Source organism: [Phormidium] sp. LEGE 05292 (assembly GCF_015207735.1).
Classification (GTDB): Bacteria; Cyanobacteriota; Cyanobacteriia; order Cyanobacteriales; family Aerosakkonemataceae; genus Floridanema.
Map to the genome: position 1 here is coordinate 1 of NZ_JADEWG010000042.1, position 26,427 is coordinate 26,427.

The 26,427-nt window shown below is 37.9% G+C and carries 18 protein-coding genes; 11 read left to right on the forward strand and 7 right to left on the reverse strand.

Going from position 1 to position 26,427, the window contains the following annotated elements; translation table 11 throughout:
- Positions 1-86: 86 nt before the first annotated feature.
- Positions 87-752: a HEAT repeat domain-containing protein gene (locus IQ264_RS13955; protein ID WP_193981394.1), complete on the reverse strand. Its 666-nt coding sequence runs from the start codon at positions 750-752 to the stop codon at positions 87-89.
- 441 nt (positions 753-1,193) lie between these two features.
- On the opposite strand from IQ264_RS13955, the gene IQ264_RS13960 reads away from it, so the two are divergent.
- On the forward strand, positions 1,194-4,262 hold the full coding sequence (locus tag IQ264_RS13960) for a PAS domain S-box protein (RefSeq protein ID WP_193981395.1): 3,069 nt from the start codon (positions 1,194-1,196) through the stop codon (positions 4,260-4,262).
- A gap of 59 nt (positions 4,263-4,321) precedes the next feature.
- Here IQ264_RS13960 and IQ264_RS13965 read toward each other — a convergent pair whose 3' ends face one another.
- On the reverse strand, positions 4,322-5,767 hold the full coding sequence (locus IQ264_RS13965) for an MFS transporter (protein WP_193981396.1): 1,446 nt from the start codon (positions 5,765-5,767) through the stop codon (positions 4,322-4,324).
- A 264-nt stretch (positions 5,768-6,031) separates the two neighbouring features.
- A complete protein-coding gene (locus IQ264_RS13970) occupies positions 6,032-7,525 on the reverse strand; it encodes a CHASE3 domain-containing protein (RefSeq protein WP_193981397.1) in 1,494 nt (497 codons plus the stop codon).
- A gap of 440 nt (positions 7,526-7,965) precedes the next feature.
- Between IQ264_RS13970 and IQ264_RS13975 the strand changes: the two genes are divergently transcribed.
- A complete protein-coding gene (locus IQ264_RS13975; protein ID WP_193981420.1) occupies positions 7,966-8,511 on the forward strand; it encodes a phosphoribosyltransferase in 546 nt (181 codons plus the stop codon).
- Here the strand turns inward: IQ264_RS13975 and IQ264_RS13980 are convergent.
- Positions 8,479-9,423 (reverse strand): AEC family transporter, encoded by a 945-nt coding sequence (locus tag IQ264_RS13980; protein WP_193981398.1) that lies wholly within the window; start codon positions 9,421-9,423, stop codon positions 8,479-8,481. The genes IQ264_RS13975 and IQ264_RS13980 overlap by 33 nt on opposite strands.
- A 469-nt stretch (positions 9,424-9,892) precedes the next feature.
- Between IQ264_RS13980 and IQ264_RS13985 the strand changes: the two genes are divergently transcribed.
- The 7 genes from IQ264_RS13985 to IQ264_RS14015 all read left to right on the forward strand — a co-directional run bounded on the left by IQ264_RS13985 (position 9,893) and on the right by IQ264_RS14015 (position 16,996).
- On the forward strand, positions 9,893-10,258 hold the full coding sequence (locus tag IQ264_RS13985; protein ID WP_193981399.1) for a response regulator transcription factor: 366 nt from the start codon (positions 9,893-9,895) through the stop codon (positions 10,256-10,258).
- Positions 10,255-11,100, forward strand: coding sequence for an HD-GYP domain-containing protein (locus tag IQ264_RS13990; protein WP_193981400.1), 846 nt, complete (start codon positions 10,255-10,257; stop codon positions 11,098-11,100). The genes IQ264_RS13985 and IQ264_RS13990 overlap by 4 nt, the downstream gene beginning before the upstream one ends.
- A 167-nt stretch (positions 11,101-11,267) precedes the next feature.
- Positions 11,268-13,895 (forward strand): ATP-binding protein, encoded by a 2,628-nt coding sequence (locus IQ264_RS13995; RefSeq protein WP_193981401.1) that lies wholly within the window; start codon positions 11,268-11,270, stop codon positions 13,893-13,895.
- 164 nt (positions 13,896-14,059) lie between these two features.
- Complete coding sequence (locus tag IQ264_RS14000) at positions 14,060-14,266, forward strand: DUF751 family protein (protein WP_193981402.1); 207 nt, start codon at positions 14,060-14,062, stop codon at positions 14,264-14,266.
- 49 nt (positions 14,267-14,315) lie between these two features.
- Positions 14,316-14,756 (forward strand): 30S ribosome-binding factor RbfA, encoded by a 441-nt coding sequence (gene rbfA / locus IQ264_RS14005; protein ID WP_193981403.1) that lies wholly within the window; start codon positions 14,316-14,318, stop codon positions 14,754-14,756.
- Positions 14,753-16,435 carry a glycoside hydrolase family 3 N-terminal domain-containing protein gene (locus tag IQ264_RS14010; RefSeq protein WP_228061531.1) on the forward strand — a complete coding sequence of 561 codons (1,683 nt, stop codon included), beginning with the start codon at positions 14,753-14,755 and terminating at the stop codon, positions 16,433-16,435. The genes rbfA and IQ264_RS14010 overlap by 4 nt, the downstream gene beginning before the upstream one ends.
- 321 nt (positions 16,436-16,756) lie before the next feature.
- Positions 16,757-16,996, forward strand: a complete 240-nt coding sequence (locus tag IQ264_RS14015) for a DUF4327 family protein (protein ID WP_193981404.1) — start codon at positions 16,757-16,759, stop codon at positions 16,994-16,996.
- Between the two features lie 351 nt (positions 16,997-17,347).
- On the opposite strand, the gene IQ264_RS14020 is transcribed toward IQ264_RS14015, so the two are convergent.
- The gene (locus tag IQ264_RS14020) at positions 17,348-17,764 is read right to left on the reverse strand and encodes a hypothetical protein (protein ID WP_193981405.1); all 417 of its coding nucleotides are present in this window, start codon (positions 17,762-17,764) and stop codon (positions 17,348-17,350) included.
- Positions 17,765-17,825: 61 nt separating this feature from the next.
- The gene (locus IQ264_RS14025; protein WP_193981406.1) at positions 17,826-18,179 is read right to left on the reverse strand and encodes a hypothetical protein; all 354 of its coding nucleotides are present in this window, start codon (positions 18,177-18,179) and stop codon (positions 17,826-17,828) included.
- 241 nt (positions 18,180-18,420) lie between these two features.
- On the opposite strand from IQ264_RS14025, the gene IQ264_RS14030 reads away from it, so the two are divergent.
- Both IQ264_RS14030 and IQ264_RS14035 read left to right on the forward strand, forming a co-directional pair.
- The gene (locus IQ264_RS14030) at positions 18,421-19,344 is read left to right on the forward strand and encodes a cation diffusion facilitator family transporter (protein WP_193981407.1); all 924 of its coding nucleotides are present in this window, start codon (positions 18,421-18,423) and stop codon (positions 19,342-19,344) included.
- Positions 19,345-20,279: 935 nt separating this feature from the next.
- Positions 20,280-25,628: a trifunctional serine/threonine-protein kinase/ATP-binding protein/sensor histidine kinase gene (locus IQ264_RS14035; RefSeq protein WP_193981408.1), complete on the forward strand. Its 5,349-nt coding sequence runs from the start codon at positions 20,280-20,282 to the stop codon at positions 25,626-25,628.
- A gap of 32 nt (positions 25,629-25,660) precedes the next feature.
- Here IQ264_RS14035 and radC read toward each other — a convergent pair whose 3' ends face one another.
- Positions 25,661-26,392: a RadC family protein gene (gene radC, locus IQ264_RS14040; RefSeq protein ID WP_193981409.1), complete on the reverse strand. Its 732-nt coding sequence runs from the start codon at positions 26,390-26,392 to the stop codon at positions 25,661-25,663.
- Positions 26,393-26,427: the final 35 nt, after the last annotated feature.

The window sequence follows — 26,427 nt, forward strand, 5'->3', positions numbered from 1 at the left end:
GGGGACAAGGGGACAAAGGGAAATTTTTATTTCTGCCTTGGAGCCTTTCTTCCCTTCTGCCTTCTGCCTTCTGCCTTGGAGCCTTTCTACTGTGCTAACCGTTGCAGAGAAATAGTTGCAGCTTGGGAAACTTGGGGGTGGTTGTCTTTTTCCAGATATTTAAGTGCGGGAATGGTTTTAGGATGGGGAAGATTTCCTAATGCTTCGGCTAATCTTTGTCTTACCAACCAATCTGGAGATTGAGCAAATTTTAAAATCTGCTCGACTGCTTGTGTGGCTTTGATTTCTCCTAAAGCTGCGATCGCAGCTTGTTGCAATACCACTTCGTCAGATTCTACTGCTTTAATTAAGATTTCGTAAGCCCTGGGATCTTTCAGGTTTCCTAACGAAACTGCGGCACTGAAACGCACTAACCAATCTGTATCTTCGTAAAAAGCACGGGAAAGCGGTTCAAAGGCTCTTTGGTCTTCCAAATAACCTAACGCACCCGCTGCATCCGCACGAATTCCGTAGTCTGGATCGTTTTCCAGTAATTTTACTAGAATTGGGTAGCATTCTTCAGTTTGCTTTAATCCTAAAGCAAATACTGCCATTGAGCGGATTTGCAAATTCTCATCATCCAATACTTTTTTAATTAGCGGTACTGCTTCGATCGCTGGTACATCCCGTAAAGACGCTAATGCTAGCATTCGATCGCGAGAAGAATCACTATCAAGCTGAGCAGAAATTTGTTCTAGCCTAGAATTACTCATCTTTTTTGTAAAATCTTTCTTTACATTTTTTAATATAACTTATTTAGTACATGACTAATGCTACGAACCCAGAGAAAAGTAGCAGTTAGAAAACGAAAAATAGCCTTAGTAATTTTACCGATCGGGCAATATAACTAAAAATCCAGCTTTTTTAGGTTAAATACCCTTAATTTGGCAATTAAGTCCTGAATAAAGTCAAATGCTTAATCTAGCTGTTCGGATAAGCTGACCCTGTTTGCCACTGAAAATTAATCAGACAAGTACTACTAGTAACCAGTTTTTAATATTTTCAGATAAAATACCATTGACAGATGTAAGATAAGTTTCATCTATTACACACAAATATTAAAATGTTAACATTTCTAATATCATTAGGTCTAATCTGATTTGATGGCGCTCCTCAGAGAAGATATTCTAAATCGGGATACAAAATATTGAAATATGGAATCACAAAGAATTAATAGCTTATATGAAAATTGTTTAGCTCATCCAGTCGATCGAGCAGCCTTACCTATTATATTGGCAGGACAAATGCAGCCCCAAACAGAAATGGATATTGATTTCCCTGCATCGCTACTGGCTCATATAAATTGTGCCGTGATTGCCACAGATAGAGATGGTAAAATTACCTATTGGAATCGCTATGCAGAAACTCTCTATCAATGGACAACCTCAGAAGTAATGGGTCAAAATGTATATGAAGTGATATTAGGAGAAGAAACTGAGCAGCAAACACAAGAAATAATTGAACAATTATTAAGAGTTGGTTCTTGGAAAGGAGAGCTTTTTGCCAGAAGACGAGATGGGAGTAGAGTTTGGGTGGAAAACACTATTTCTCCAATTAAAGATGATAAAAGCCAAGTTAAAGGCTTTGTGGGAGTCTGTTTCGATGCTACAGAACGTCATCAAGTAAAAGAAGCATTGCGCCAAAGTGAAAGCACGACACAAATTCTGTTTCATGCTATCCCAGAAGCTATATTTTTTATTCATAAAGATGGCACAATTGTAGATTTTCAACCTGCTAAACAAGTTAGTGAAGAATTTTCAAAAAGCGGTATAGTGAGCAAAAAGTTTTCTGAACTTCTGCCGAAAACAGTGTGGCAACAAGTAATGTCTTATGTGCAAGCAGCACTCTCTACAGGAGAGATGCAGTTATTTGAATATCAACTGTTGAAAAAAGGCAAGAATTATGATTTTGAAGCGCGAATTATTAAGAGTACAGATGATGAAGTATTGACAATTATTCGCGATATAACGGAAAGAAAAATTGCTAATGAACAGCTCGCCAAAAGTGAAGATCGTTACCGAATTGTTTCAGAATTAATTTCTGATTTTGCTTATGCAGCAAAGATAGATAGTAATAATAATTTTAAAACAGATTGGATGACGGGTGCAGTGAGCCGGATTACGGGATATAGCTGCCAAGAAATGGCAAATAGAGGAGGGTGGCAAACTTTAATTTATCCCGACGATTTGCCTAAATATTTAGAAAAAATTCAAAATTTGTTGTGTTGGCAATCCGATATCAGCGAATATCGAATTATTACTAAAGAAGGAGAAGTTCGCTGGTTACGCGACTATAGACAACCAGTTTATTGTGAAGATAAAGAGCGGACGCTAATTGTTTACGGTGCAGCACAAGATATCACTGAACGTAAACAAGCAGAAGAAGCACTGCGGCAACAAACTGAACGAGAAAGACTGCTGGGAATGATTCATGAACGAATTCGCCAATCTTTGAAAATAGATAAAATTATAGGACAAGCAGTACAGGAAGTTCGCAGATTTTTGCAAGTGGAAAGAGTCACTATTTACCAGGTAGATGAAAAGGGTGATGGAAAATTTGTTGTAGAATCAGTAGCAGAAAATTGCTTATCAATACTCGGTTTATCGTTGACAGATCATTGTTTTAAAACGAAATTTGTAGAAAAATATCAACAAGGATATATCTCGGCTACAAATGATATTTACCAAGGGAATCTTAGCCCTTGTCACTTAGAAATACTAGGAAAACTACAAATAAGGGCTAATTTAATTGTCCCGATAGTATTTAACAGTAAGTTATGGGGTTTATTATGTGTTCATAATTGTACAGAACCTAGAAATTGGCAACCATTTGAAATAGAATCGTTGAAACAATTGGCGGTAAAAATTGCGATTGCGATCGCTCAATCAGAATTGTATCAACAAATCAAAACACTGAACGAAGATTTAGAAATCCAAGTACAAGAACGCACGGCAGAATTACAAAAAGCCTTAGAAATTGAAGCAAGTTTAAAGCGAATTACTGATAAAGTCCGCGATAGCTTAGATGAAAACCAAATTTTACAAACAGCAGTCAGAGAATTAGCCATTGGGCTAGGCATGAATTCTTGCAATGCTTCAGTATACGATCTAGAAAAAGGCACATCTACAATCTGTTTTGAGCACGTAATTAGAGGGCCACAATACAAAGGTAGAGTGGCACAAATGGCAAATTTCCCGGAACTTTATGACAAACAATTATTGCAAAAACAGTACTTTCAATTTTGTTCAATTCCGATCAATCCTGAAAGAGGACGAGTAGCAATGTTAGCTTGTCCAATAGTAGATAATCAAGGAGTATTGGGGGATTTGTGGTTAGTTAATCATCATGATTATGGTTTTAGCGAACTAGAAATTCGTTTGGTACAACAGGTAGCAAATCAATGTGCGATCGCCATTCGCCAAGCCAGACTTTACCAAGCTGCACAAGCCCAAGTAGAAGAACTCGCCAAACTTAATCAACTCAAAGATGACTTTTTAAGCACCGTTTCCCATGAATTGAGAACTCCAATGGCGAACATGAAAATGGCAATTCAAATGCTAAAAATTGCTCCACCAGGCGATCGCCAACAACGTTACCTACAAATTTTACAATCTGAATGTAACCGCGAAACTGAACTAATTAATGACTTATTAGACTTACAAAGGCTAGAAGCAGCATCCTATCCTATTTCCCTGGAGGAAGCGATCAATCTTCCCGAATGGCTACCAGGAATTGTCGAACCATTTATTAGTCGCGCCCAAGAACGGGGGCAAATTTTACAAACACAAATTGCCCTTGATTTGTCCCCACTAATTACCGATCGCGCAGGCTTAGGGCGAATAGTCGCAGAACTACTAAATAATGCTTGCAAATACACATCTTCTGGAGGCAAAATTATTCTCCATGTCTGTCAAGAAGAAAATGTTAAATCAACACCAACAACAGAAAATGCACAAGAATGTTTAGAGTTTGAAAATAGTCAAACTCCTGTTCCTGACATTATTTCCTTTACCGTAAAGAACCAAGCCGAAATTCCCGCAGAAGAGTTACCTAACGTATTTAAAAAGTTTTATCGAGTGCCAAAATCTGACCTTTGGAAACAAGGCGGTACAGGCTTAGGACTTGCCTTAGTGAAAAAATTGGTAGAACAAATGCAAGGTAATATAGTAGTAGAAAGTAGCGCAGGTTGGACTACTTTTTGTGTTGAATTACCAAACAAATAAAAGTTAGTCGTACCCATCTCCTATAATAACGACTGAAGTCGATACAACGAACCGAGTTTTTAATCTCTGGCACCCATCTTTCTTTCTCTAAGTTTGAGCAAAATTTCCGCATGAACTTCGCGAGTAAGGGGATAAAAATAAGTCAAAAATAATCCCAAAATTAAAGCTAAAGTTGGTAAAGGGCCGATCGCAAACCGAATCGCAAATAACACTGAATCTGGTTGAATTGGCGCAGTATTATTAGCTAAAGGTTTTAAATATCCTGCCCAGTCTAAACTTTTTAAAACTAGGAAAACTGCGATCGCCAAACAAATCTTTTGCAGTAATACCACCAAACTATAATAAATTCCCTCGCGACGTTGCCCAGTTCGCAACTCATCCAATTCTATGACATCTGGTAACATTGACCAAGGAACTAAATAAGCAATCGAAACCCCAAAACCAGCCATTATTGCCAACACAAACATTAAAAATACTTGATTTGGCTGTAAGAAAAATAAACCAGCTTGGGCAATAATCCATAAACCCATGCCCATAAAATAAACCCCTCTTTTCCCCACTCGTTGACTAACAGCACTCCACACATATAACATTGCCAAAGCAGTTACTTGAACAGCGAGAATTACTTGGGTGATAAAAGGATCGGGCAACCGCATCCAAGAAACAACAAAATAAGGAATAATTGCTGCTGTTAATTGCACAGCTAACCAAGAACAAAGATAAATCCCTATTACATATAAAAACGGGCGATTACTTAAAACTATCTTTAATTGTTGCCATAAAGGTTCAGAAACAGGTTCTTCGATTTCTGGATGTCGGGTGGCTACAGCAAAAACACGCCCGCGAACTCCCCAAATACACAAATAAATTGGTAAAACCGAAATTATCGCACAAACCAAACCAACTACTAAATATTGCTGTATTCGATCGTTAGGAATTAATTGCTGAATAATCAACACAACAATTAATGAAAAAATACTGCCCCCAATAGAAAAACCAAACCGAAAACTATTTAACTTAGTGCGTTCGTCATAATCTGAAGTTAATTCAGGAGTTAGCGCCGTATAAGGTAAATTAACTACTGTATAAAAGGCATTAAACAAAATCGAAACTATTACGTAATACCAAAACAGCAGCCATTGATTACCAGAATTATCGCTACCAAAAGGGACAATCCACTGTAAAAAGAAGGTAATTCCAAAAGGAATCGCCCCATAAAGCATCCAAGGCAACCGCCTACCCCATCTAGACTTAGTTCGATCGCTAAGTACCCCCACAATTGGATCGTTAATCGCATCCCAAACTTTACCAACCAACAGCACCCAACCTGCCAACCCAGGATTTAAACCAGCCACATCAGTCAAAAAGATGGCAGTAAAAAATACCCCGATATTAGCTGTAATCGCTGCGCCCACATCACCCGCACCAAAAGCGAGTTTCGTACTCAGGTTCAGCTTTTCACTATCAGGCGTTTGATTAGCAAAATCTTCAGATGGGTTTTGCATCACTTAATTATATTTAAAGGAAAAAATTAACAGGGAAAAAAGCAGAGGTCTACTTTTGAAGACTTAAAAGTATGGCAAAAAGGCATTCAATTAGTCAAGCACACTTAAGCCATTTGTAAGCTAAAGCGCATCTAAATTGTATGTATATTTTTAGTGTGAGGCAAAAACCGTTAATCCCTCTCCCCATCTCCCCATCCCCCCATCTCCCCATCAGCCTCAATATTAAAGTTAAATACGTAGCAGCTTATGATTGTGGCGAGTCCACTAATTGACCAAGACTTGCAAGCTTAAGGCGGCATCATTCAACTGTTGTGTACTAGTTTTTATTTGGCTAATACCGCTTGCCGTTTCAGTCGCGCCTTGATTTACGGAATTCATCGCATCAACCACCTGTTGAATTGCGATCGCCTGTTGGCTAGCAGTAAGGGCAATTTGCTGGTTGTTAGTAGTAATTGATTCCATTGCGGTAGCCACACCATTAAACGCTTCGGTTGTAAATTTGGTAAGAGTCATGCTTTCGTCTACTTTTTTGCGTCCTTCATCCGTAACCATTACCGTAGAGTTAATGGCGTGTTGGACATCATTAACTAAGTTAGTAATTTTTCCAGCGGACGTTTTGCTTTGATCGGCTAGTTTGCGAATTTCTGTAGCCACCACCGAAAATCCTTTGCCAAACTCTCCCGCTCGCACTGCCTCTACAGCCGCATTTAAAGCCAACATATTTGTTTGATTGGCTAAATCACTTACTACGTCTGAGATACTCCTAATTTGACTGGTTTGTTCGCTCAAACGCAAAATTTGTTCTGCGATCGCATTTACTTTTTCTTTTAAATCGAGCATTTCAGTCAGGGTTTGTTCAATGGTTTTATTGCCTTGTTCAGTTAAAGTTAAAGCCTGTTTAGCACTCACAGCAGCAGCTTCAGCTTGTTTTGCCGAGTTTTGAGATGATGCACTTAACTCGTCAATGGTAATTGTGGTTTGATTGACGATCGTTGCTTGTTGCACTGCGGTTCTCTCCTGCTGTTCGGTGGTAACAGCAATTTCGGTCGAGGAACTAGCAATGGTATTGGCAACTTGGTTAATCGGACGCATAATAATGCGGGCTATTACAAAAGAAACGAAGATACCCATAACAACTGATAGACCTGTGCCACCCCAAGCCAAGGCTGTTGCTAATTGTTGCGCTTGGTTAGCAGCCTTCTGGCGTTCACTCAGCAAGTTTTCTTCTACTTCAATCATTTCACTCAAGCGCCTGCGGATTTGATCCATGATTTGCTTCCCCTTACCAGAAAGCAACAATGTTTTGAGTTCTGACTCCTTACCTGCGCGGTAAAGAGCAATGGTTTCCGCTAACTCATCCATTTTTGCTTGAACCAAGTCTTCCACAAGGCTGAGCCGCTGCAATTGGGCTGGATTATCCTGAATTAGCGTTTTGATGGTATTTAATCCATCTTTGAGAGGTTTATCAGCTTTTAAATAAGGATCTAAAAATTCCTCTTTATTGTTGAGTAAAAATCCTCGCTGACCTGTTTCTGCATCCACTAAAAGTTTTTCAATGTCTTTGAGATCTGCTTTCACTTCATAGGTATGAATCACCAAATCATTCGATTCTAATAATGAGTTGGTTCCCCACTGAGAAGTCATTGTTGTTATGGTGACAAGCAGAGCAACAGCCCCAAACCCTAATGGCACAATGTAATTAATCTTCCAAGTTTGCTGAGTAAATGCCTGTTTTGGGAGCAAATTTCTATTGACCATTTTTTATACAGCCTTGATTCCTAACGACGGATAATTGTAGTTACACTATTTTTCCCGTACACTATTGAAAAGTATCATCTTGCTAATTATGAATATCGGCGATCGAGTAATAATTGTCTCGAAAGTCAGGCAAATCAAACAATGTCTTTTACTCTAAATTCTCATGAGAAAGTGCGATCGTCATTTTTTCGGGTGCTTTAGAGACAGCAACGCACCGAACCAATAAATTAAGGTGCATGATAGGAAAAAACAACAAAATTATTCTTACCTATAAACTAAATTTGTGCCTAACCCAGCATTTGAAAGTTGTTAGGTTAATTTGAGGCACAATACCCAATATAAGCGTATTTAAAAACTATCATTGTTTAGATGTTATCTTAATGCTATTTTTTCTTCTACTTTCCCGTATCATTACTCTATATCATGAATTACAACTTTATATGTCCGATCTTTACGTATCTTGGTCAGATTACTACTCTAATATTGAAAAGTTGGCTGTAAAAATCTATCAGTCCAACTGGGAATTTAACCAAATTGTCTGCCTTGCTAGGGGTGGACTGCGAATTGGGGATATTCTTTCACGAATTTATCGCTTACCTTTAGCAATTTTAGCAGCTACCTCTTATGGTGGCTCTGAAAACCGAGTGCGCGGTGCTTTAACTTTTTCCAGCCACATCACCATGACTACTTCGCATTTAGGTAGCCATATTTTGTTAGTGGATGACTTAGTTGATTCTGGAGTGACTTTAGAACAGAGCGTGATTTGGCTGAAGCAGAATTTTAGCGAACAAGTAAAAGAAATTCGCACAGCAGTACTTTGGTATAAGGATTGCTCTGTAGTTGCGCCAGATTATTATATAGATTATTTGCCAGATAATCCTTGGGTGCATCAGCCGTTTGAGCGTTACGAGAATATGAATTTGGCGGAGTTAGCTGCTAATTATCATACTGATTCAAACTCCAAACAGCCAGAGCCACAAAGGTAAAGTAAAGAAAAATCCTGTACAGCCAACTGCGATTCCGGTTACGGCTAATTCGCGATCGAGATTGTAAGCTTCAGCTAAAATCAGAGTGGCAAAAGCTGGCGGCATGGATGTTTGTAACACCATAACAAGCCGGGGAGAGCCACTCATCCCCAGCATTGTTAGACCAATACCCAGAACTAAAGGAACTAACAGCATTTTAATGAACAAACTAACTGAGATTTGCGGCAATCCCCGCAAAGAAGTTAGTTGACTTAATCGCATCCCAATCAGTATTAAAGACAAACCTATTACTATCCAAGCAATAATTTGTAGAATTAGTTCTATTACATCGGGCAACGGTTCTTTTCGCGTGGCAAGTCCCAATACTAAACTCCACAAACCAGGATTTTTAATTACTGCAATAGCAATTTGTTTGTAACTCGTGGCTCCCATGCCAAAACGTGCAGCTAAAGCGACACCAAAGCCATAAGTCCCCACCATACTGCCTAAAAGGTCGTAAAATAATGCCCAACCAAAGTATTGTTGTCCCAGTAAAGCCAAGGTAACGGGATAACCTAAATAACCAGTATTTCCCACCATTGATGCTAAGAGAAAGCTGCCTTGGTTCGGTTTATTTGCGGTATTTTTCGGCAATTTTCCCAAGTTTTGATTAATTTTCAGCCAAGTCCAAGCTAGTCCGGCTCCTAATAAAATTGCTGTCCAAGATACTAAAGGTGCAATCCATACTGGCCCAGATAAATTCGTGCGGCGCAAAAAGCCAAAAATTCCAATGGGTGCGCCAATCCAAAATAGAAATTTTCCTAAATAAATGGGTGCTTTTGTGGGCAGGATGCGTCCGAGCAACCATCCCAAGAACACGCCTCCTGAGAGTGGGATATACAGTTCTAGAAGTTTAATTGCTGGGTTGTTCATCTTGATTTGCTAGTTAACTATTCCAGATTTTAAAGATGCTTTTATCGATTGTGGGTAATATTTTTTAAAAATTTCCAGGATGGAAAATGAACCTGTGATCTGAGGCACTGAAGTTTAGAAAAATTAAGGTTATCAAAGAAGTCGGCGAGAATTTTGCTATTAACTCGCTGATTTTAAGTAGTCAAAATAATAAGTTTTTCTTTGGTTTTAAGGCGAAATTTTCCATATTAATTTTTTTTTAAGACACTAATTAATATGGCGATCGCTCAACTCCATATTGCCTAAATTGCTAATAATTAATAGAAAATGCTTACTAATACTATAAAATTTTCACTATTGTGTCCTAATTTACAATCATGTTATTTTTTTGTATAGCATTTGTTTAACAATGCCATAAATTAAATAATTTATTATCAGAAGTTTTTGCTCAATGCTCAAACCATACATCTACTAATTTAAGGTAAGTTTAATGACAAAAATCATTCTAATTGCAGACGATGAACTACCATTAAGGTTGTTAGTACGCACTACATTAGAAGATGAAAATTATAAAATTTATGAAGCAGAAGATGGAAGAGAAGCACTAGAACTAGCAGAACAAATCAGCCCCGATTTATTTTTGCTAGATAATATGATGCCGGAAATTGATGGGATAACAGTTTGTAAAGAACTGCGGGCTAATCCCAAGTTTAGCGATCGACCCATCATTATGTTAACTGCCAGAACTCAGCAAAGAGATATTGAAATTGGCAAAGCAGCTGGAGCAAACCATTATTTGACAAAGCCGTTTAGTCCTTTGGAGTTAATTAATTTAGTTGAAGAAATCCTCTCATGAATAAAAAAATTCAATCAACAATTCATCAGTTACTAAAACCTTGCGCTGATATTGAACGACAATTAATAGCTGCTCATTCTCAATTAATTAAGTATGCTCAAGACTTAAACATCCTGCATAAATCCGAAAAAGAAAGTACTCAAAAACTAGAAGCAGCACACTGGCAATTACAAGCTTACGCTAAAGATTTAAAATTTGCTTTAACTGCCAGTAAACAAAAAGCAGGACAATTGGAAAAAGCTTACTGTGACATGATTTTTCGGTTAGGTTTGGCTTCTAAATATAAAGATGAAGAAACAGGAAATCATATCCAACGCCTCAGCCATTACTCGCAATTAATGGCAATAAACTTAGGATGGAAAAAAACTGACGCAGAAATGTTAGCTCAAGCTTCAACTATGCACGATATCGGTAAAATTGGCATACCTGATGCAATTTTGTTAAAACCAGCACCATTAAATCACCAAGAGAGAGAAATAATGATGCTTCATCCTAAAATTGGTGCTAGCTTGTTAGAAGGTTCTGATTCCCCCTTATTACGAATGGGTAAAGATATTGCTTTGAATCATCATGAAAAATGGGATGGAACTGGTTATCCTCAAGGTTTAAAAGCAGAAGAAATTCCTTTAAGTGGTAGAATTGTTATGGTTGCAGATGTATATGATGCACTACGCAGTAAACGCCCTTATAAACCTGCTTTCGCTCATGAAAAAACTTTAACTATCATGATCGAAGGTGACGGACGCACTAAACCAGAACATTTTGATCCTCAGCTGTTGGAATTATTTGGGGATCTGCATCAGGAATTTGCGGCTATTTGCGATCGCTTTACCGATGAATAAACAGCCAAGCTAACCAAGAGGTTAAGGCTAATAAATTATTAATATCAATACTACACATCATCCTTAAGATAGATACAATTTTAATCTGATAATTGTTTTCCTAGAATAGAGATAATTTCACCTAGTTATTTAATCGAAAACTGGCAAAAACATCTTGATTAAAAACAGTGCTTCAACATCTTTATAACTTTTGGTATAATAGAAAACTGCCTTACAAAGGAGCTGCTGTAATTTCTATTCCAGTAGCTTGTTTAGTCACATCATTAATCATTTTTGCCTATTTACAACAGCAAGTTACGGAAGCACAATTCCGGGTAAAGCAGACATACGAAGTTCGCAAAACAACCAGCCAAATTTTCAACTTACTATTGAGTTCTGAAACTTCTTTGCGTGGTTATGCTTTAACTAGACAACAGAAATTTTTAGAACCCTACCGAGCATCTATTCCCCAAATTCCCAGTGCGGTTCAACAGCTGGGAAAATTAGTTAGTGATAATCCCAGCCAAATAGAAAGACATCAACGACTAAAAAAGTTAATTAATCAGAGAAAAACTGTTTTAAACAGCAATTTCAAATTATTGCTAAGTAACTCCCAAACAAACAATCAAGGGATTATATTAGCAGGCTTTAATCGCGGAAAATACTTGATGGATTCTATCCGTGAAGAGTTAGGTAAATTCAACGAAGTAGAAGAAAAACTACTGGTAGAACGGCAACGAAGACTAGATAATTTACAACACTCGGCAACCACAGTGCTTTGGGCGGCTGGGATTATAGGCGTAGCTGGTGGATTTACTGCAAATTATCTCTACAGTTTAGGAATTGTTAATCGAGTCAAGCAATTACAAGATAATGCCAAACGGCTAGCAGCAGAAGAATCATTGATAGCTTTTATTCCAGGTAAAGATGAGATTAGTAACCTGGATAAAGCCCTGCATTCTACAGCAGAAAAAATTGAGCTAAGAGAATCTCTATTACGGAAAGCTAATCTATTAATTGCAGAAGCAGCGAAAAAAGAAAAAGCCTTAATTGAAAATTCTTTAGACGTGATTTGTTCAGTTAATACAGAGGGAAAATTTGTAGAAGTTAGTCCGGCTTGCAGCAAATTATGGGGATATAGCTTACAAGAGTTAATCGGTAGTGATTTTAATCAATTAATTGCGCCAGAATATAGAGAAAAAACTCAAGAAATTTTTGCTCAAGTGATCTCTGGGAAAGAAGCTATTGGGCTAGAAAATTGCTGTCAACGTAAAGATGGCACACTTATAGATATGGTTTGGTCTGCTGTTTGGTCAGAAACAGAAAAACTAATTTTTTGTGTAGGGCGTGATAATACTGAAAAAAAAGAAATAGAACGCTTAAAAGATGAGTTTATTTCCACTGTTAATCATGAATTGCGGACACCTCTGACTAGTTTACGCGGATTTAGTGAATTGTTACTAAAAAGAGAATATACAGTAGAAAAGCAAAGACAATATTTAAAAATTATTTATGATGAAAGTAAACGACTGAATAATTTAATTGATGATTTTTTAGATATTCAGCGCATGGAGTCGGGTAAGCAAAATTACTTTTTTGAACCATTGAACATGACGAGTTTAATTAAAGAAAGTATAGCTTTGTTTTCTCATAATACTGATTTGCATAAACTGAATATTTCCGCACCTTTATTTGTGAGTCCGGTTAAGGGAGATAGCGATCGCATTCGCCAAGTTCTCTCCAATTTAATTTCTAATGCTATTAAGTACTCTCCCAATGGCGGAGAAGTAAATATTTCAGTTACAGAACAGGATACAGAAGTAATTGTTACTGTAGCCGATCGAGGCATGGGCATACCTCCAGAAGCCCAAGCAAAATTATTTACTAAATTTTATCGGGTAGATAATGCTAGTACTAGAAAAATTGGCGGTACAGGATTAGGATTGTCAATTGTTAAAGAAATTGTCGAGGCTCACGGAGGTCATATTTGGTTAGAAAGTGTAGTAGGTGAAGGTACGAAATTCTATTTTTCCTTACCAAACACTGTCCAAAAATCTGTCAGTATTGAATCACAAAAAAGAACAACAATTGATGTTTTAATTTTAGAAGATGATGTCGCGTTTTGCCAACTGTTGAAAGATAGCTTAGAAGATATTGGCTATAGTGTCGTATCATCTGCATTTGCTGAACAAGGGTTGCAGATATTACGAGAAAATTTACCTCGATCGATATTTTTAGATATTCTTCTTACAGGAAAAATAGATGGGTGGGACTTTTTAATTGCCATTAAAAGCACTCGTCACTTAATCTCTATACCTGTCTGGATTGTTACTATAACTGAACCAAATATCAGAGGATTAGCTTTAAGAGGAGCTGATTATTTATCTAAACCTATAGCCCCAGATTTATTATTGCAAATGGTAAGCTCTTATTTACCGCACCCAGATGGTAAAACTATTTTAATCGTTGATGATGACGAAAATTATCGTCAGCAAATTAAAGAATATCTCAGTGCAATACCTAATCTTAAATTTAGCGAAGCAACAAATGGTAAAAAAGCTTTAGAGCAAATCAAACAACAGATGCCAGATTTATTAATCTTAGACTTGCTCATGCCAGAAGTTGATGGTTTTGAGGTAATTAGACAGTTAAGAACAGACAAAAAGGCATTAAATTTACCAACTTTAGTAGTTACAGGAGCGCAATTATCACCTGAAGAAAAAGCATATATTCAAAGAAGAATGGCTACTTTAGTAGAAAAACAGGACACTACTTTAGAGGCATTAACTAACATAGTTCAAGAAACCCTCAGTTAACTCAGATCTTGCAGAGTAAGGAGGTGGAACCTCCCAGATCCTCGTTCCCAGGTTCAACCTGGGATTGGTAATAAAAAAGCTTTGCCACACTTGTCTAAACTAGCTAACAAATGTTAACAGTAGAAAAGCAGTCTTTCTAAACCGCTCAATTAGGTTGTTGACAAATGTTTGAAGGATTTTGGGAGAATATCTCTCGTTACCCCCGTTATTTTGTAACCATCATTCTAGGCGTATTCGTTAATACCTTTGGGTGGTTAGAGCCGCTGTTAAAGCGTCCCATCACCTTGATCGCTCTGGTTGGCTTTTGTGTGGCAGCTTTAACTTTTGTCACTCTAACCTTGAGAGCGATGCTAGGCTTGAGTTCGGTTTAGTTAGGATTGTAAAGCATTACTCATCCTGTCTTGAAGGCAGTGGATTACTATGGCTACCAGTCGTCGGGTTTCCCGCGTGGGCGCATTAATTAAACGGGAAGTCAGCCTTATGCTGTTAAACGGCATTAAAGACGATCGCGTGGGTGCAGGAATGGTCAGCGTTACAGATGTTGACGTTTCCGGCGACCTCCAACACGCGAAAATCTTTGTCAGCATCTACGGTTCGGAAGAAGCGAAGGCTGAAACAATGGCTGGACTGAAAGCTGCAACTGGTTATGTTCGCAGTGAATTAGGTCAAAGAGTGCGTCTGCGTCGGACTCCAGAAGTGTTGTTCGTCGAAGATCGCTCGTTGGAACGTGGCGATCGCATCCTCTCCCTGATCAACCAAATCAGCCAAGATCGACATGACGAAGACCTCTCTGACTCAGAAGATGAAGATAATTATGAAGATTATGTCGTTTCGGCAGAAGAAGAGGACAAAGACGCTTGAAATCTTCTCATTTACCCGAAATTGATACTCTTTCCTTAAAAGAACAGATAGCCCAAATGGTCGTAGTCCGAGCTTCTGGTTATCTGTTCGACCATGAAATTAAGTATCCCCAATGGGAATCTCCTGCCGCCAAACTCCAGCATTTAATTTCTGATTTGGGTGTTGGCGGTGTTATTTTGCTAGGGGGAAGTGCGGCGGAATTGGCATTGCGATCGCAACAATTACAAAGCTGGGCAAAAATTCCCCTCCTCGTCGCCGCTGATATTGAAGAAGGCGTAGGTCAACGTTTTTCCAGCGCCACTTGGTTCCCCCCACCAATGGCGATCGGTGCAGTTGCTCAAAAAAACCTTGACCAAGCTTTACTCTACGCCGAGCAAATGGGAGCAATTATCGCTCAAGAAGCTTTAGCAGTGGGGATTAATTGGATACTTGCGCCTGTCGTGGATGTGAATAACAATCCTGATAATCCAGTGATTAACATCCGCGCTTTTGGCGAAACTCCAGAAATTGTCAGTCAATTAACTGCTGCTTTTATCAAAGGTGCGAAAAATTACCCAGCTTTAACCACAGCTAAGCATTTTCCCGGACATGGTGATACGGCTGTAGATTCGCACCTGGAATTGCCGCTGATTCCCCACACTGAAGAAAGGTTAGCAGAAATTGAATTAGCGCCTTTTGCCAGTGCGATCGCCACAGGTGTAGATGCGGTAATGAGCGCCCATCTCTTAATCCCCGCTTGGGATGAACACCTCCCAGCAACCTTGTCTCACAAAATTCTGACAGAGCAATTACGCCACAAGCTCCAATTTGAGGGTTTAATTGTCACCGATGCTTTAGTCATGGGTGCCATTACTAGCCGCTACGGTGCTGAGGAAACTGCCGTGTTAGCCGTAGAAGCAGGCGTAGACATTTTGTTAATGCCTGTGGACGCAGAAACCGCCATTGAAGCAATCTGCGATGCCGTCACCTCTGGACGCATCCCCCCGGAAAGGATTCGCGCCTCTGTGGAGCGGATTTGGCAAGCTAAGGGGAAGGTTTTTGAGGAGCACAGGAGCACAGGAGCACAGGAGCACAGGAGCACAGGAGCAGAAAGTCAAAATTCCCCTTGTCCCCTTGTCCCCTTGTCCCCTTGTCCTCAAGTCCCCAGTTCCTTTTACCAAATTGCTCAGCCTGCGTCTTTTGAGACTGTGGATCGCATTCTGCGGGACTCGACTCAAGCTTTTGGATCTCTACCTTTAAGACAAGAAAAACTGATTAATTCACGAAACTTAATCCTGGTGGACGATCTTTTAGACTGTAAATATCTTTCTCGCCAAGCTCCCGCTGTTACGATACCTCAGCAGTTGGGTTATCGGACGCAGTTGGGCGATTCACGGAGCAATTTGCCTATAATTCCTAGCGGGGAGGCTCTGCAACCAACGCTGCTGCAAATCTTTATTCGTGGGAATCCATTTCGCGGCAGTGCAGGTCTAACACAGGTAGTTGAAGATTGGTTTAAAACATTGTTAACCAATGGTGAACTGCAAGCTTTGGTAATATATGGTAGCCCTTATCTAAAAAATCAATTCTTGCCTTTTCTACCCCCTGAAATCCCCTGTATTTCTACCTTTGGCCAGATTCCAACTGCACAAGCTATAGCTTTAGAAATACTTTTTGCAAATAATCCTTCAACGAGATAGTAATATTAATTTGTAGGAATGAGGCTAGAAACTCAATGTTTCGGCTTGTTAGTCTCATTTGCTTGCTCACTTAACTTTCATATTAAATAAACTTAACTATTTCCTCAGCCTATAGACATAGGCTGGAAAAAAACGTTAATTGTGAATACTACTTAAGTTAGGAAATCTTGATTGTCAAGGTTTGATGACTTTTTTTACATCAATTAATATATTAAGATAGCAGTTAGCGTAAAAATGAAAATCGTTTAGTATAGCGAACTACAAACTATCTGCTTTTTCAACGATTATTTTCTAGTCCTCCTAGCCGAAGAGTGAATAACAATGAGCGTGAATACAGTCTCTACCACACCAGTTCAGTACTCTTTAGACGTGATTAAAGAAGAAGCACGTCGTTTTGTGCTCAAGGGTGTTATTAGCCGTCAACAGCCTATTTATACGTTGTGTCAGTACATTCCTGCTCGTGAGTGGGCTTGGATAGAAAGTGAGTTAGAGAAGAATAACTTTTTGTTGCGCGATCGGATCGGAGATTTAATGGGACATGAAGAATGGGAAAATGACTAAAGCTGGCTTTAGTGGAACGCAGTAAATAATGATTGAGCAGTTGAAAACAGGTAAAAGTAAGGGCGGGTTTTGGAGATAAATTCTTGGTTAACAGGCAAGAATCGTTGCTAAACCCGCCTTATAAATCAAAAATCTTCTTTCTTTCTGCTTTAAAGCCTTCTGCCCTCTACTTTGGAGCCTTCTTACATTAGTTGCTCCCGTTTTTCGCCAAATTTTAGGAATTCTTTATTTAACTGTCTGTTTTTTCTTATCAATACCTAAAAATTTAGGGACAAAAGCTAACTTAACTATTTTAGGTTTGGGTTCTAGCTACCTAGTTTCCTTTTAAGAACCAACTCAAAATCTAAAATTTTAAGACTCAGGATTTTCCGTTCGCAGCCTTTCTAGTTCTGCACGCAAAGCAGCAACCTGGGCTGTGAGGTCTTGTAACTCTTGCTGAACGTTGGGAGAAACCACCGGGTTATCTGTTGTGGTAGTTGCAGATGTTCCCGGTGCATCACTTGACGTTTGACTATTTTGCTGACTTTGTTGATTGTGTTGATTTTGTTGTCGCCAAAGAGAATCGACAAACTCCCTAGCTTCTTGTTCGGTGATTTCACCTTTATTCGTTAATTCTGCGGCGAGTTCACTAAGTTCTGAGCGCATCAACTTAGACAGGAATTCGTCTCGCTTTTGCGAGTCTTGCAAGCTTTCAACCAAAGCCGCAGTTGCGCCCACAGAGAGGCGAAACCCATTTTGCAGGAGTTGGATCAGTGAATCAGAGTTCATCGGCAAAAGTTATGTGTGCCATAGAACAAGTGAGCCAATCTTACAATACTTTGGGCGTAATTTAACCAAATTGTTCCAAGTACTGGTTGACATCTTCAATGACACGAGTTAGTTCTGCCTCGGTAGAAAGGCGAATTCGCTCATCTCGCAGGGTAATTAACACTTTAGCGGCAAAGGGAGTTGCCCAAATATTGGGGTTGCAGAAGATTTCCAGAAATACTTCACCAGTATATTGATATTCCATTGGTTCTTGGGGGCTAGCTTTGCCACCGCCACTGGCAACTTGAGCACTAGCGGCTTTCATGCGCTCTGTGAGTTCTTGGAGTGCTGCTTTTAAATTATTTGCTGCTTCGGGGGTAAAGCTGAAGGAAACAGAACCTTCAATCAAATTGAATGTAATTGGTGAGGATGACATGAGTAATTATTCTTTACATCTTGATTATTAATGCTAAAAGATATTGTTACTATTAGAAAGCATTACGGTGACAAATTCAGCAATTTCGGTTGTGATTGTTTAAAATTAATCTCAATTAGTAGTTAATTTCAGTATTGTTAAAAGCAATTAAATTTTTGAGTTAGCAACAAGTTAAGTAATTTTACGCAAAGTTTAGTTATACACTAGATTTAGAGAATTCACTGCTGTGGGCAGGAGAATTATGGTTAAAGATAATCGCGCTCAAGTCAGGCGAGTATTATTGATTACCCTGTTTTTAAATTTATTTGTGATGTCATTGAAAGCAACGGTGGGGTGGTCAACAAATTCTCTGAGTTTGCTAGCAGATGCGCTACATAGTGTGGTTGATAGTTCGAGTAATGTGTTGGGATTATTTATTAGTCGTTTTGCTTCGCCAATACCCGATCGCGATCATCCCTACGGACATTTGAAGTATGATGCGGTGGGGGCGTTAGCGATCGCGGCTTTTCTATTAGTAGCTTGTGTGGAAATTATTCAATCTGCGATTGAAAGGTTACTGATGGGAAGTAAACCAGTGCAAATGTCAGCTTCAGTATTATGGTTGATGCTGGTAGTCTTGGCAGTTAATATTTTTGTCACTATCTATGAAAGAAGCGTGGGGAAAAAAATTGGCAGCGGCATTTTGGTAGCGGATGCCCAACATACTTTAGGAGATATTTGGATTACCGGATTGGTGATTGCTGGGCTAGTTGGGGTATGGATGGGTTGGCAGTGGTTAGATATTGCTTTAACTTTTCCAGTGACACTGTTAGTATTTTGGAGTGGTTGGGAGGTTTTAAAGGAGAATTTACCTTGGTTAGTCGATGAAATGGCGATCGCACCTGAGACAATTTATGCGATCGCAATGGAAGTACCAGGAGTAATTAACTGTCATGAAATCGCTTCTCGCGGAGTAGTGGGTAGACAGGTGTTTGTGGAAATGCACCTGATTGTGGAAGTTCCCGATGTAGAAACCGCACACCTGATTACAGAGGAAGTAGAATCACGCTTGCAAGCCAGATTTTCCCCCGTCAGAGTGCTGATTCATGTAGAACCGCCTGCTTATAAGAGCGATCGAATTACCTACGACTCCCCCGGAAATGAAGGTAGTTTTCCACAGACTTAGTTACTTTTCCACAGATATTTTATAAGTTTTCCACAAAAAGTTAAGAAAATATCATCCTTTTATATTCTTAATTAAATACGCCGCAATTCTGAGTCTAAAGACAATTCAGAAATTTTCCCTAGCAAATATAGCGTTTTTTCTAAATGGCTGCGTCAGTCCTGATTCTGTCTAATGAGTCTACTCACTCTAGAACGATCTGTTTGCTGAATAACATCTTTACCAATACTACAACTGAAGTATAACTCCTTGTCTGTCCAGCTGCTCCGACTTAACCCATAGTCAAGAAAAAATATTTTTACGTTATACCAATTCTCCGTAAAATTGCGCTTAATCATTGCCCCTCCCCGTAGACGGGGAGGGGTTTGGGGTGGGGTGAATTAAGCGCATCTTCATAGAGAATTGGTATTAGTTCCAACACCCAGATTTATCTGTGGGGTCTATTCTTCAATCTAGAGTTGCAGTCAGACTTCCACCTGCTGAAAAGAGCAATTTTACTCACAACTATTTTGCTCAACCTGTAAAAATTTATTTACAATAAGCTGTACATTAGGTATAAAGTAGCGCAAAATATTAATTACTTGCTATTACTTTATGCACCTACAGATGAGCCTGTTCAAAAAGTAATACCAGTCTTTCTTTGTCCCCCTTAATAGTAAGCAATTTCGCCAAAAGTGTTTTAACTCAGATCTTGCACTCCTGAGCAGAGCCTCCATTTTTCGTTCCCAGGTTGAACCAGGGAACGAGGATCTGGGAGGTTCTACCTCACCTGCTGCTAGATCTGAATTAATTAACCGGAAAATAAAATTATTTTGGCTCTATTTGGGTATCTAATCACAAATCTATAATTTGGCTTCCCAGTTCGCCTAGTATACGAATAAGTATTAGCGAACTCACCTATTATTTTCAGGCAAAGCTTTAGTTTAGTTAGAAAAAAAATGAGTATTAAACTTCCAGGCTACGAAATTGTTGAATCCATTCATGAAGGATGGAATACAGTTATTTATCGGGCAAATTATTTACCAACTGCAAATACAGTAATTATAAAAACTCTGAAAGCTGAGTATCCCACATTGGAAGATATCTCTCGCTTACGCCATGAATATAAAATTTTACAACCCTTAAATTTAGAAGGAGTAATTAAACCATTAGCGTTAGAAAATTACCAAAATGGTTTAGCACTCATCCTAGAAGACTTTGGTCAACCCTCTTTAAAATGGTTTATTAGCAATAATTCTATTAACTTAACAGAATTTCTCCAGATTGCTATACAAGTAGTTGCCGCTTTAGAAAAAATCCACCAAAAAAACATTATTCACAAAGACATTAAACCCCATAATATTTTGGTTGCTTCACGATTAGATGAAATTAAAATTATCGACTTTAGTATTGCCACCCGTCTATCTAGAGAAAATGCAGCTTATAGTAGCTTGAATTTATTAGAAGGCACCCTTGCTTATATTTCACCAGAACAAACTGGTCGCATGAATCGATATATTGACTATCGCACTGACTTTTATTCATTAGGAGCTACCTTTTATGAAATATTAACAGGTCAATTGCCTTTTGTGACTGAAGATCCAATGGAATTAGTACATTGTCACATCGCCAAGCAACCTGTTGCTCCACATCAATTAAATCCAGAAATTCCCTTAGCAATTTCATCTATAATCATGAAATTGTTAGCCAAAAATGCCGAGGATAGGTATCAAAGTGCGGCGGGAATTCTAGTAGATTTAGAAGATTGTTTGACTCAACTACAAAACACAGGTAAAATAGCAGATTTTTCTCCAGGGCAACGAGACAAATCAGGTCAATTCTTAATTCCGCAAAAACTTTATGGTCGAGAAATAGAAGTAGAAAAATTAATGACAGCGTTTGAGAGAGTTAGCACTGGAACTAGCGAAATGATGTTAGTTTCAGGTTACTCTGGTATTGGTAAATCCTCGTTAGTTTATGAAATACACAAACCTATAGTAGGACAACGAGGTTATTTTATTGCCGGAAAGTTTGACCAATTTAAACGTAATATTCCCCACGCAGCATTAATCCAGGCTTTTTCTGAATTAATTAGACAATTATTAACAGAAAACGCTACTCAAATAGCCAAATGGAAAGAGCAACTGTTAAATGCTTTAGGAGAAAATGGACAAATTATTATAGATGTGATTCCCCAAGTGGAATTAATCATTGGTTCCCAACCCCAAGTACCACAATTAGAGCCAACAGAATCACAAAATCGGTTCAACAGAGTATTTCAAGAGTTTATTCATGTCTTTGCTCAACAATTCCATCCTTTAGTTTTATTTTTAGATGATTTACAATGGGCTGATTCTGCTTCTTTAAAGTTAATTCAGTTACTAATAACTGATGTAGACAGCCAATATTTATTAATGATTGGAGCTTATAGAAATAATGAAACTAGCCCAACTCATCCCTTGATAATCACTTTGGATGAAATTAATAATAGTGGAGCAACTCTTAATAATATCATTCTGCAACCTTTAGTATTGAACACAGTTAATCAACTGGTATCTGATACATTGGGGGATAGTGAAAGAACTAAGACATTATCAGAATTACTTTTTAATAAAACTCAGGGTAATCCTTTTTTCTTAACTCAGCTATTACAAACTCTTTACGCCGAAAAATTTTTACAATTTGACTTTACCGAAGGACGTTGGCTGTGGGATTTAGAACAAATTCAAGCAATTGGAATTACTGATTACAATGTTGTTGAGTTAATTGCTAGAAACATTCAAAAATTATCTGATGATACCCAAAAAGTAATAAAATTAGCTGCTTGTATTGGCAACCAATTTAATTTAGAAGTTTTAGCGATCGTCAGTGAGAAGAGTTTATTAACTACTGCTGATGAATTATGGGATGCGCTGCAAGCAGGGTTAATTTTGCCATTGAGTAATGCTTACAAAATTCCTCTATTTTTTGATGATAATGAACAGGGAAATTTACATTTAGATGAGTATAAAGTTAGCTACAAATTTTTACATGACAGAGTACAACAAGCAGCTTATTCACTCATTCCTGAAGAACAGAAAAAAGCTACTCATCTTAAAATTGGTCAATTACTATTGCAAAAAACAGCCAAATATGCTTTAGAAGAACACATTCTCGATATTGTTAATCAGCTAAATATTGGTAAAGAATTAATAACTAAATCAGCAGAAAATTATGAATTAGCAAAATTAAATCTTATTGCTGGAAAGAAAGCAAAAATTGCTACAGCTTATGAAGCAGCCGTAAAGTATTTCACAGTTTCCTTAGAACTGTTAGGAGAAAATAATTGGCAAAGCGATTATAATTTAATGTTGGAGTTATATGTTGAAGCAGCAGAAGCAGAATATTTAAACATTAACTTTAAACAAGCGATCGCACTAACGAAAATTGCCCAAGAAAAAGCTAAAAATTTGCTAGACCAAGTTAAAGTATATGAGTTAGAAATGCAAATTTGTATTGCTCAATTAGAAATGCTCAAAGCTATAGATATAGGTCTACAAGTTTTAGATAAATTGAGAACTCCCTTGTTTACAATTCAAGGAGAGGAGAGTTTTAACTTTAACTTACCTCAACTTGAAGAATTAGATAATATGCCAGAAATGACAGATGTTTATAAACTGTCAGTCATGCGGATTTTGAAAATTCTTTGTGCTCCTGCTTTTCAGGCAAAGCCAGAAATTTTTCCGCAGTTAATATTAACAATGATTAACCTATGTATTGAAAATGGTAATTCCGCTTTATCTGCTTTTGCCTATGGTTTTTATGGTTTACTGATGTCGGGAACAGGAAAACTAGATGCTGGATATCAAGCAGGATTAATTGCCATAAAAATATTGGAAAAATTTGATGCTAAAGAACTGAAAGCCAAAGTTTATAACCTGTTTAATTCTAATATTAGGACTTGGAAAGAACACGCTAAAAATAGTATAGCACCACTCCAAGAAGGTGTGCAAAGTGGTTTAGAAACAGGTGATATAGAATGGGGTGGATATTGTGCAGCTAATTTTTGTGCTTACACATATTTTACAGAAGAAAACTTAGAAAATGCGGTGCAAAAACAAGCTACCTATCTTGATTTAACCAGAAAAATTAAGCAAGAAATACCTATACATTTTTCTTCAGTTTGGCGACAATTAGGGTTAAACTTTCAGGGGTTAACTAATGATAATTGTTTACTAATCGGGGAAAGTTTTGATGAATCTGAAATGCTTCCTCGATTAATTGCTGCCAAAACCGGGACTGTATTGTTTGTATTTTATATCGCAAAAACTATTTTGTCTTATCAGTTCAATAAGTATGAAAAAGCTTTGGAGTATGCGGATTTAGCAACTGAACAAGCTGGATCTGCATTTGGTTTTATGCAGGTAGCTATACTAAATTTTTATCATTCATTAGCTCTGTTATCTAATTATCAGCAAGTCAGTGCTACAGAGCAAAAAAAATACTTAGAACTGGTAGAAACTAACCAAGAAAAAATGAAATATTGGGCTACTCATGCTCCGATAAATTATCTCCACAAATATCTCTTAGTAGAAGCAGAGAAAGCACGAGTATTAGGGGAAGTTTTAGCAGCAATGGAATGTTATGATGCAGCAATTCAAGGAGCAAAAGAACAACGATATAAACAAGAAGAAGCTATTGCTAATGAACTAGCCGCAGAGTTTTATCTTGCTCTTGGTAGAGAAAGAATTGCTAAAACTTATATGACAGAAGCTTATTATGTTTATATTGCTTGGGGAGCAATTAGTAAAGTCAAAGATTTAGAGAGAAAATATGCACATTTAATTTCTCGATCGACTAAACAAGAAGTAACTGATATTGCGACTACTCGGACATCAAATTCAACAACTAGAAGTGTTACCATAGCACTGGATTTAGCTACAGTTATGGAAGCTTCTCAAGCAATTTCTGGAGAAATAATTTTTACTGGTTTATTAGATAAATTGATCAAAAGTGTTATAGAAAATGCAGGCGCTCAGAGAGGGATTTTGCTGCTCAAACAGGATCGGCAATGGCTATTAGAAGCTGAAGGTATAGTTACTGATGAAGGTATAACAGTAACTCAGCATGGCTTCGATTATTCAGAAGATAATTTACCAATAACGGTGATTAATTATGTAGAAATGACCCAAGAAAGTTTAGTTTTAGAAAATGCAACTGTGTCGGTAATTTTTGCAAATGATACTTATATTTTAGAAAAAAAACCGAAATCAATTTTGTGTACACCTGTAATTTATAAAGGTAATTTAACCGGGATGATTATTTTAGAGAATTACCTAAGTCCGGGAGTTTTTAATGCTCAAAGAGTAGAGATTATTAAATCGTTATCGGCACAGATAGCTGTTTCACTTGAAAATGCTCGCATTTATCAGAAAGAACAGGAAAAAACTCAGCTATTAGAACAGTCTTTAGCCAAGCTACAAACTACTCAAAATCATCTTTTCCAAGTTGAAAAAATCTCTAGTTTAGGACAATTAGTGGCTGGGGTTACTCATGAAATTAACAACTATATCAATTTTATTTCTGGTAATCTATATCACACTAATCAGTATCTCCAAGATTTGCTAAATTTAATTGAACTTTACCAACAGGAACATTCTTCTCCTAGCTCAATTATTGAAGAAGAATTAGAAGCGATCGAATTAGATTACATAGTAACAGATTTGCCAAAAATTCTAAATTCTATGCAATTAGGAACTGAACGTATTAGAGAAGTAACTCAGACTTTACGCAACTTTTCTCGAATTGATGAAACGGAGAAAAAGTTAGTTGATATTCATGTTGGCATAAATAATACGCTAATCATTTTAGATCAACGGTTGAAAGCTAAACCCGATCGTCCAGCAATTCAGGTAATTAAAGAATATGGTGAATTGCCTTTAGTTGAGTGTTATGCAGGACAGCTAAATCAAGTGTTTATGAATATTCTATCTAACGCTATTGATGCAATCGAGCAACAGAATATTGGGCGAACATTTGTAGAAATTCAGCAAAATCCGAATATAATTATTATACGAACAAAATTATTAAATGATCAGTGTGTATCTATTAGCATCAAAGATAATGGTCTGGGAATGTCGGAAGCTGTACAAAAACGGTTATTTGAACCTTTTTTTACTACTAAGCCTGTAGGTAAAGGTACTGGTTTTGGTTTATCAATTAGTCGTGAAATTGTGCTAGAAAAACATGGAGGTAATTTCCAGTGTGTTTCTGCACCTGGGGAGGGAACAGAGTTTATTGTGCAACTGCCGATTAAACAGGGAAAATAGGAGGACTGAAGTCCTCATAACGGACATAATTTTTAGTCAGGTTGGGGATATATTTCCCATAAATTAGTAGTTTCTCGCAAGCTCAAATGTTCGCCATTACCTATGATTAAGTGATCTAAAACGGGAACATTTAAAAATTGCGCTCCTTTTAATAATTGCTCAGTTAAATTAATGTCGTCTTGACTTGGTTCCATGCTTTCTGAAGGATGATTATGTGCGACAATTACTTTAGTTGCACCTTGGCGGAGGATTTCGCGGAAAATTTCTCCGGGATGAACTAATGTTTCTGTGGCTGTACCGATCGTCAAAACTTGTGTACCCAATAAACGATTTTTGACATCTAATAATAGAACAGCGAATCTTTCTTGAGGTTGCCACATTAATTCGTGACTGAGAGTGGCAGCGGCGGCTGCGGGACTATCGATTAAGGTACGTTCTAAAGGGCGGGTGGCAAAAGCTCTTTTTCCCAGTTCGATCGCAGCTAAAATAGTAGTTGCTTTGGCAGGGCCAATTCCGGGAATTGCCATTAACTCAGCGGCGGTGACATCCCGCAATACTACTAAGGGATCTCGCCCATGTTGACTTAATTGTTGTAAGATATGTTGACCTAGCCCGATCGCAGAAAGTTTGCCCGCACCTTGACCCGTAGCTAACAAAATCGCAATCAATTCAGCTGTAGCCAGATGTTTCGCCCCATTCGCCAATAAACGCTCTCGCGGACGTTCAGTAATAGGAAGATCGGCGACTCTCAAGGAATAGGTCATAGATAACACCACAACTGGGAAAATAGAAGTAATTA

Coding starts and splice junctions, on each gene's coding strand:
- IQ264_RS13955 (WP_193981394.1), bottom strand. CDS start 752: ATGAGTAATTCTAGGCTAGAACAAATTTCTGCTCAGCTTGATAGTGAT.
- IQ264_RS13960 (WP_193981395.1), top strand. CDS start 1,194: ATGGAATCACAAAGAATTAATAGCTTATATGAAAATTGTTTAGCTCAT.
- IQ264_RS13965 (WP_193981396.1), bottom strand. CDS start 5,767: ATGCAAAACCCATCTGAAGATTTTGCTAATCAAACGCCTGATAGTGAA.
- IQ264_RS13970 (WP_193981397.1), bottom strand. CDS start 7,525: ATGGTCAATAGAAATTTGCTCCCAAAACAGGCATTTACTCAGCAAACT.
- IQ264_RS13975 (WP_193981420.1), top strand. CDS start 7,966: ATGTCCGATCTTTACGTATCTTGGTCAGATTACTACTCTAATATTGAA.
- IQ264_RS13980 (WP_193981398.1), bottom strand. CDS start 9,423: ATGAACAACCCAGCAATTAAACTTCTAGAACTGTATATCCCACTCTCA.
- IQ264_RS13985 (WP_193981399.1), top strand. CDS start 9,893: ATGACAAAAATCATTCTAATTGCAGACGATGAACTACCATTAAGGTTG.
- IQ264_RS13990 (WP_193981400.1), top strand. CDS start 10,255: ATGAATAAAAAAATTCAATCAACAATTCATCAGTTACTAAAACCTTGC.
- IQ264_RS14000 (WP_193981402.1), top strand. CDS start 14,060: ATGTTTGAAGGATTTTGGGAGAATATCTCTCGTTACCCCCGTTATTTT.
- rbfA (WP_193981403.1), top strand. CDS start 14,316: ATGGCTACCAGTCGTCGGGTTTCCCGCGTGGGCGCATTAATTAAACGG.
- IQ264_RS14015 (WP_193981404.1), top strand. CDS start 16,757: ATGAGCGTGAATACAGTCTCTACCACACCAGTTCAGTACTCTTTAGAC.
- IQ264_RS14020 (WP_193981405.1), bottom strand. CDS start 17,764: ATGAACTCTGATTCACTGATCCAACTCCTGCAAAATGGGTTTCGCCTC.
- IQ264_RS14025 (WP_193981406.1), bottom strand. CDS start 18,179: ATGTCATCCTCACCAATTACATTCAATTTGATTGAAGGTTCTGTTTCC.
- IQ264_RS14030 (WP_193981407.1), top strand. CDS start 18,421: ATGGTTAAAGATAATCGCGCTCAAGTCAGGCGAGTATTATTGATTACC.
- IQ264_RS14035 (WP_193981408.1), top strand. CDS start 20,280: ATGAGTATTAAACTTCCAGGCTACGAAATTGTTGAATCCATTCATGAA.
- radC (WP_193981409.1), bottom strand. CDS start 26,392: ATGACCTATTCCTTGAGAGTCGCCGATCTTCCTATTACTGAACGTCCG.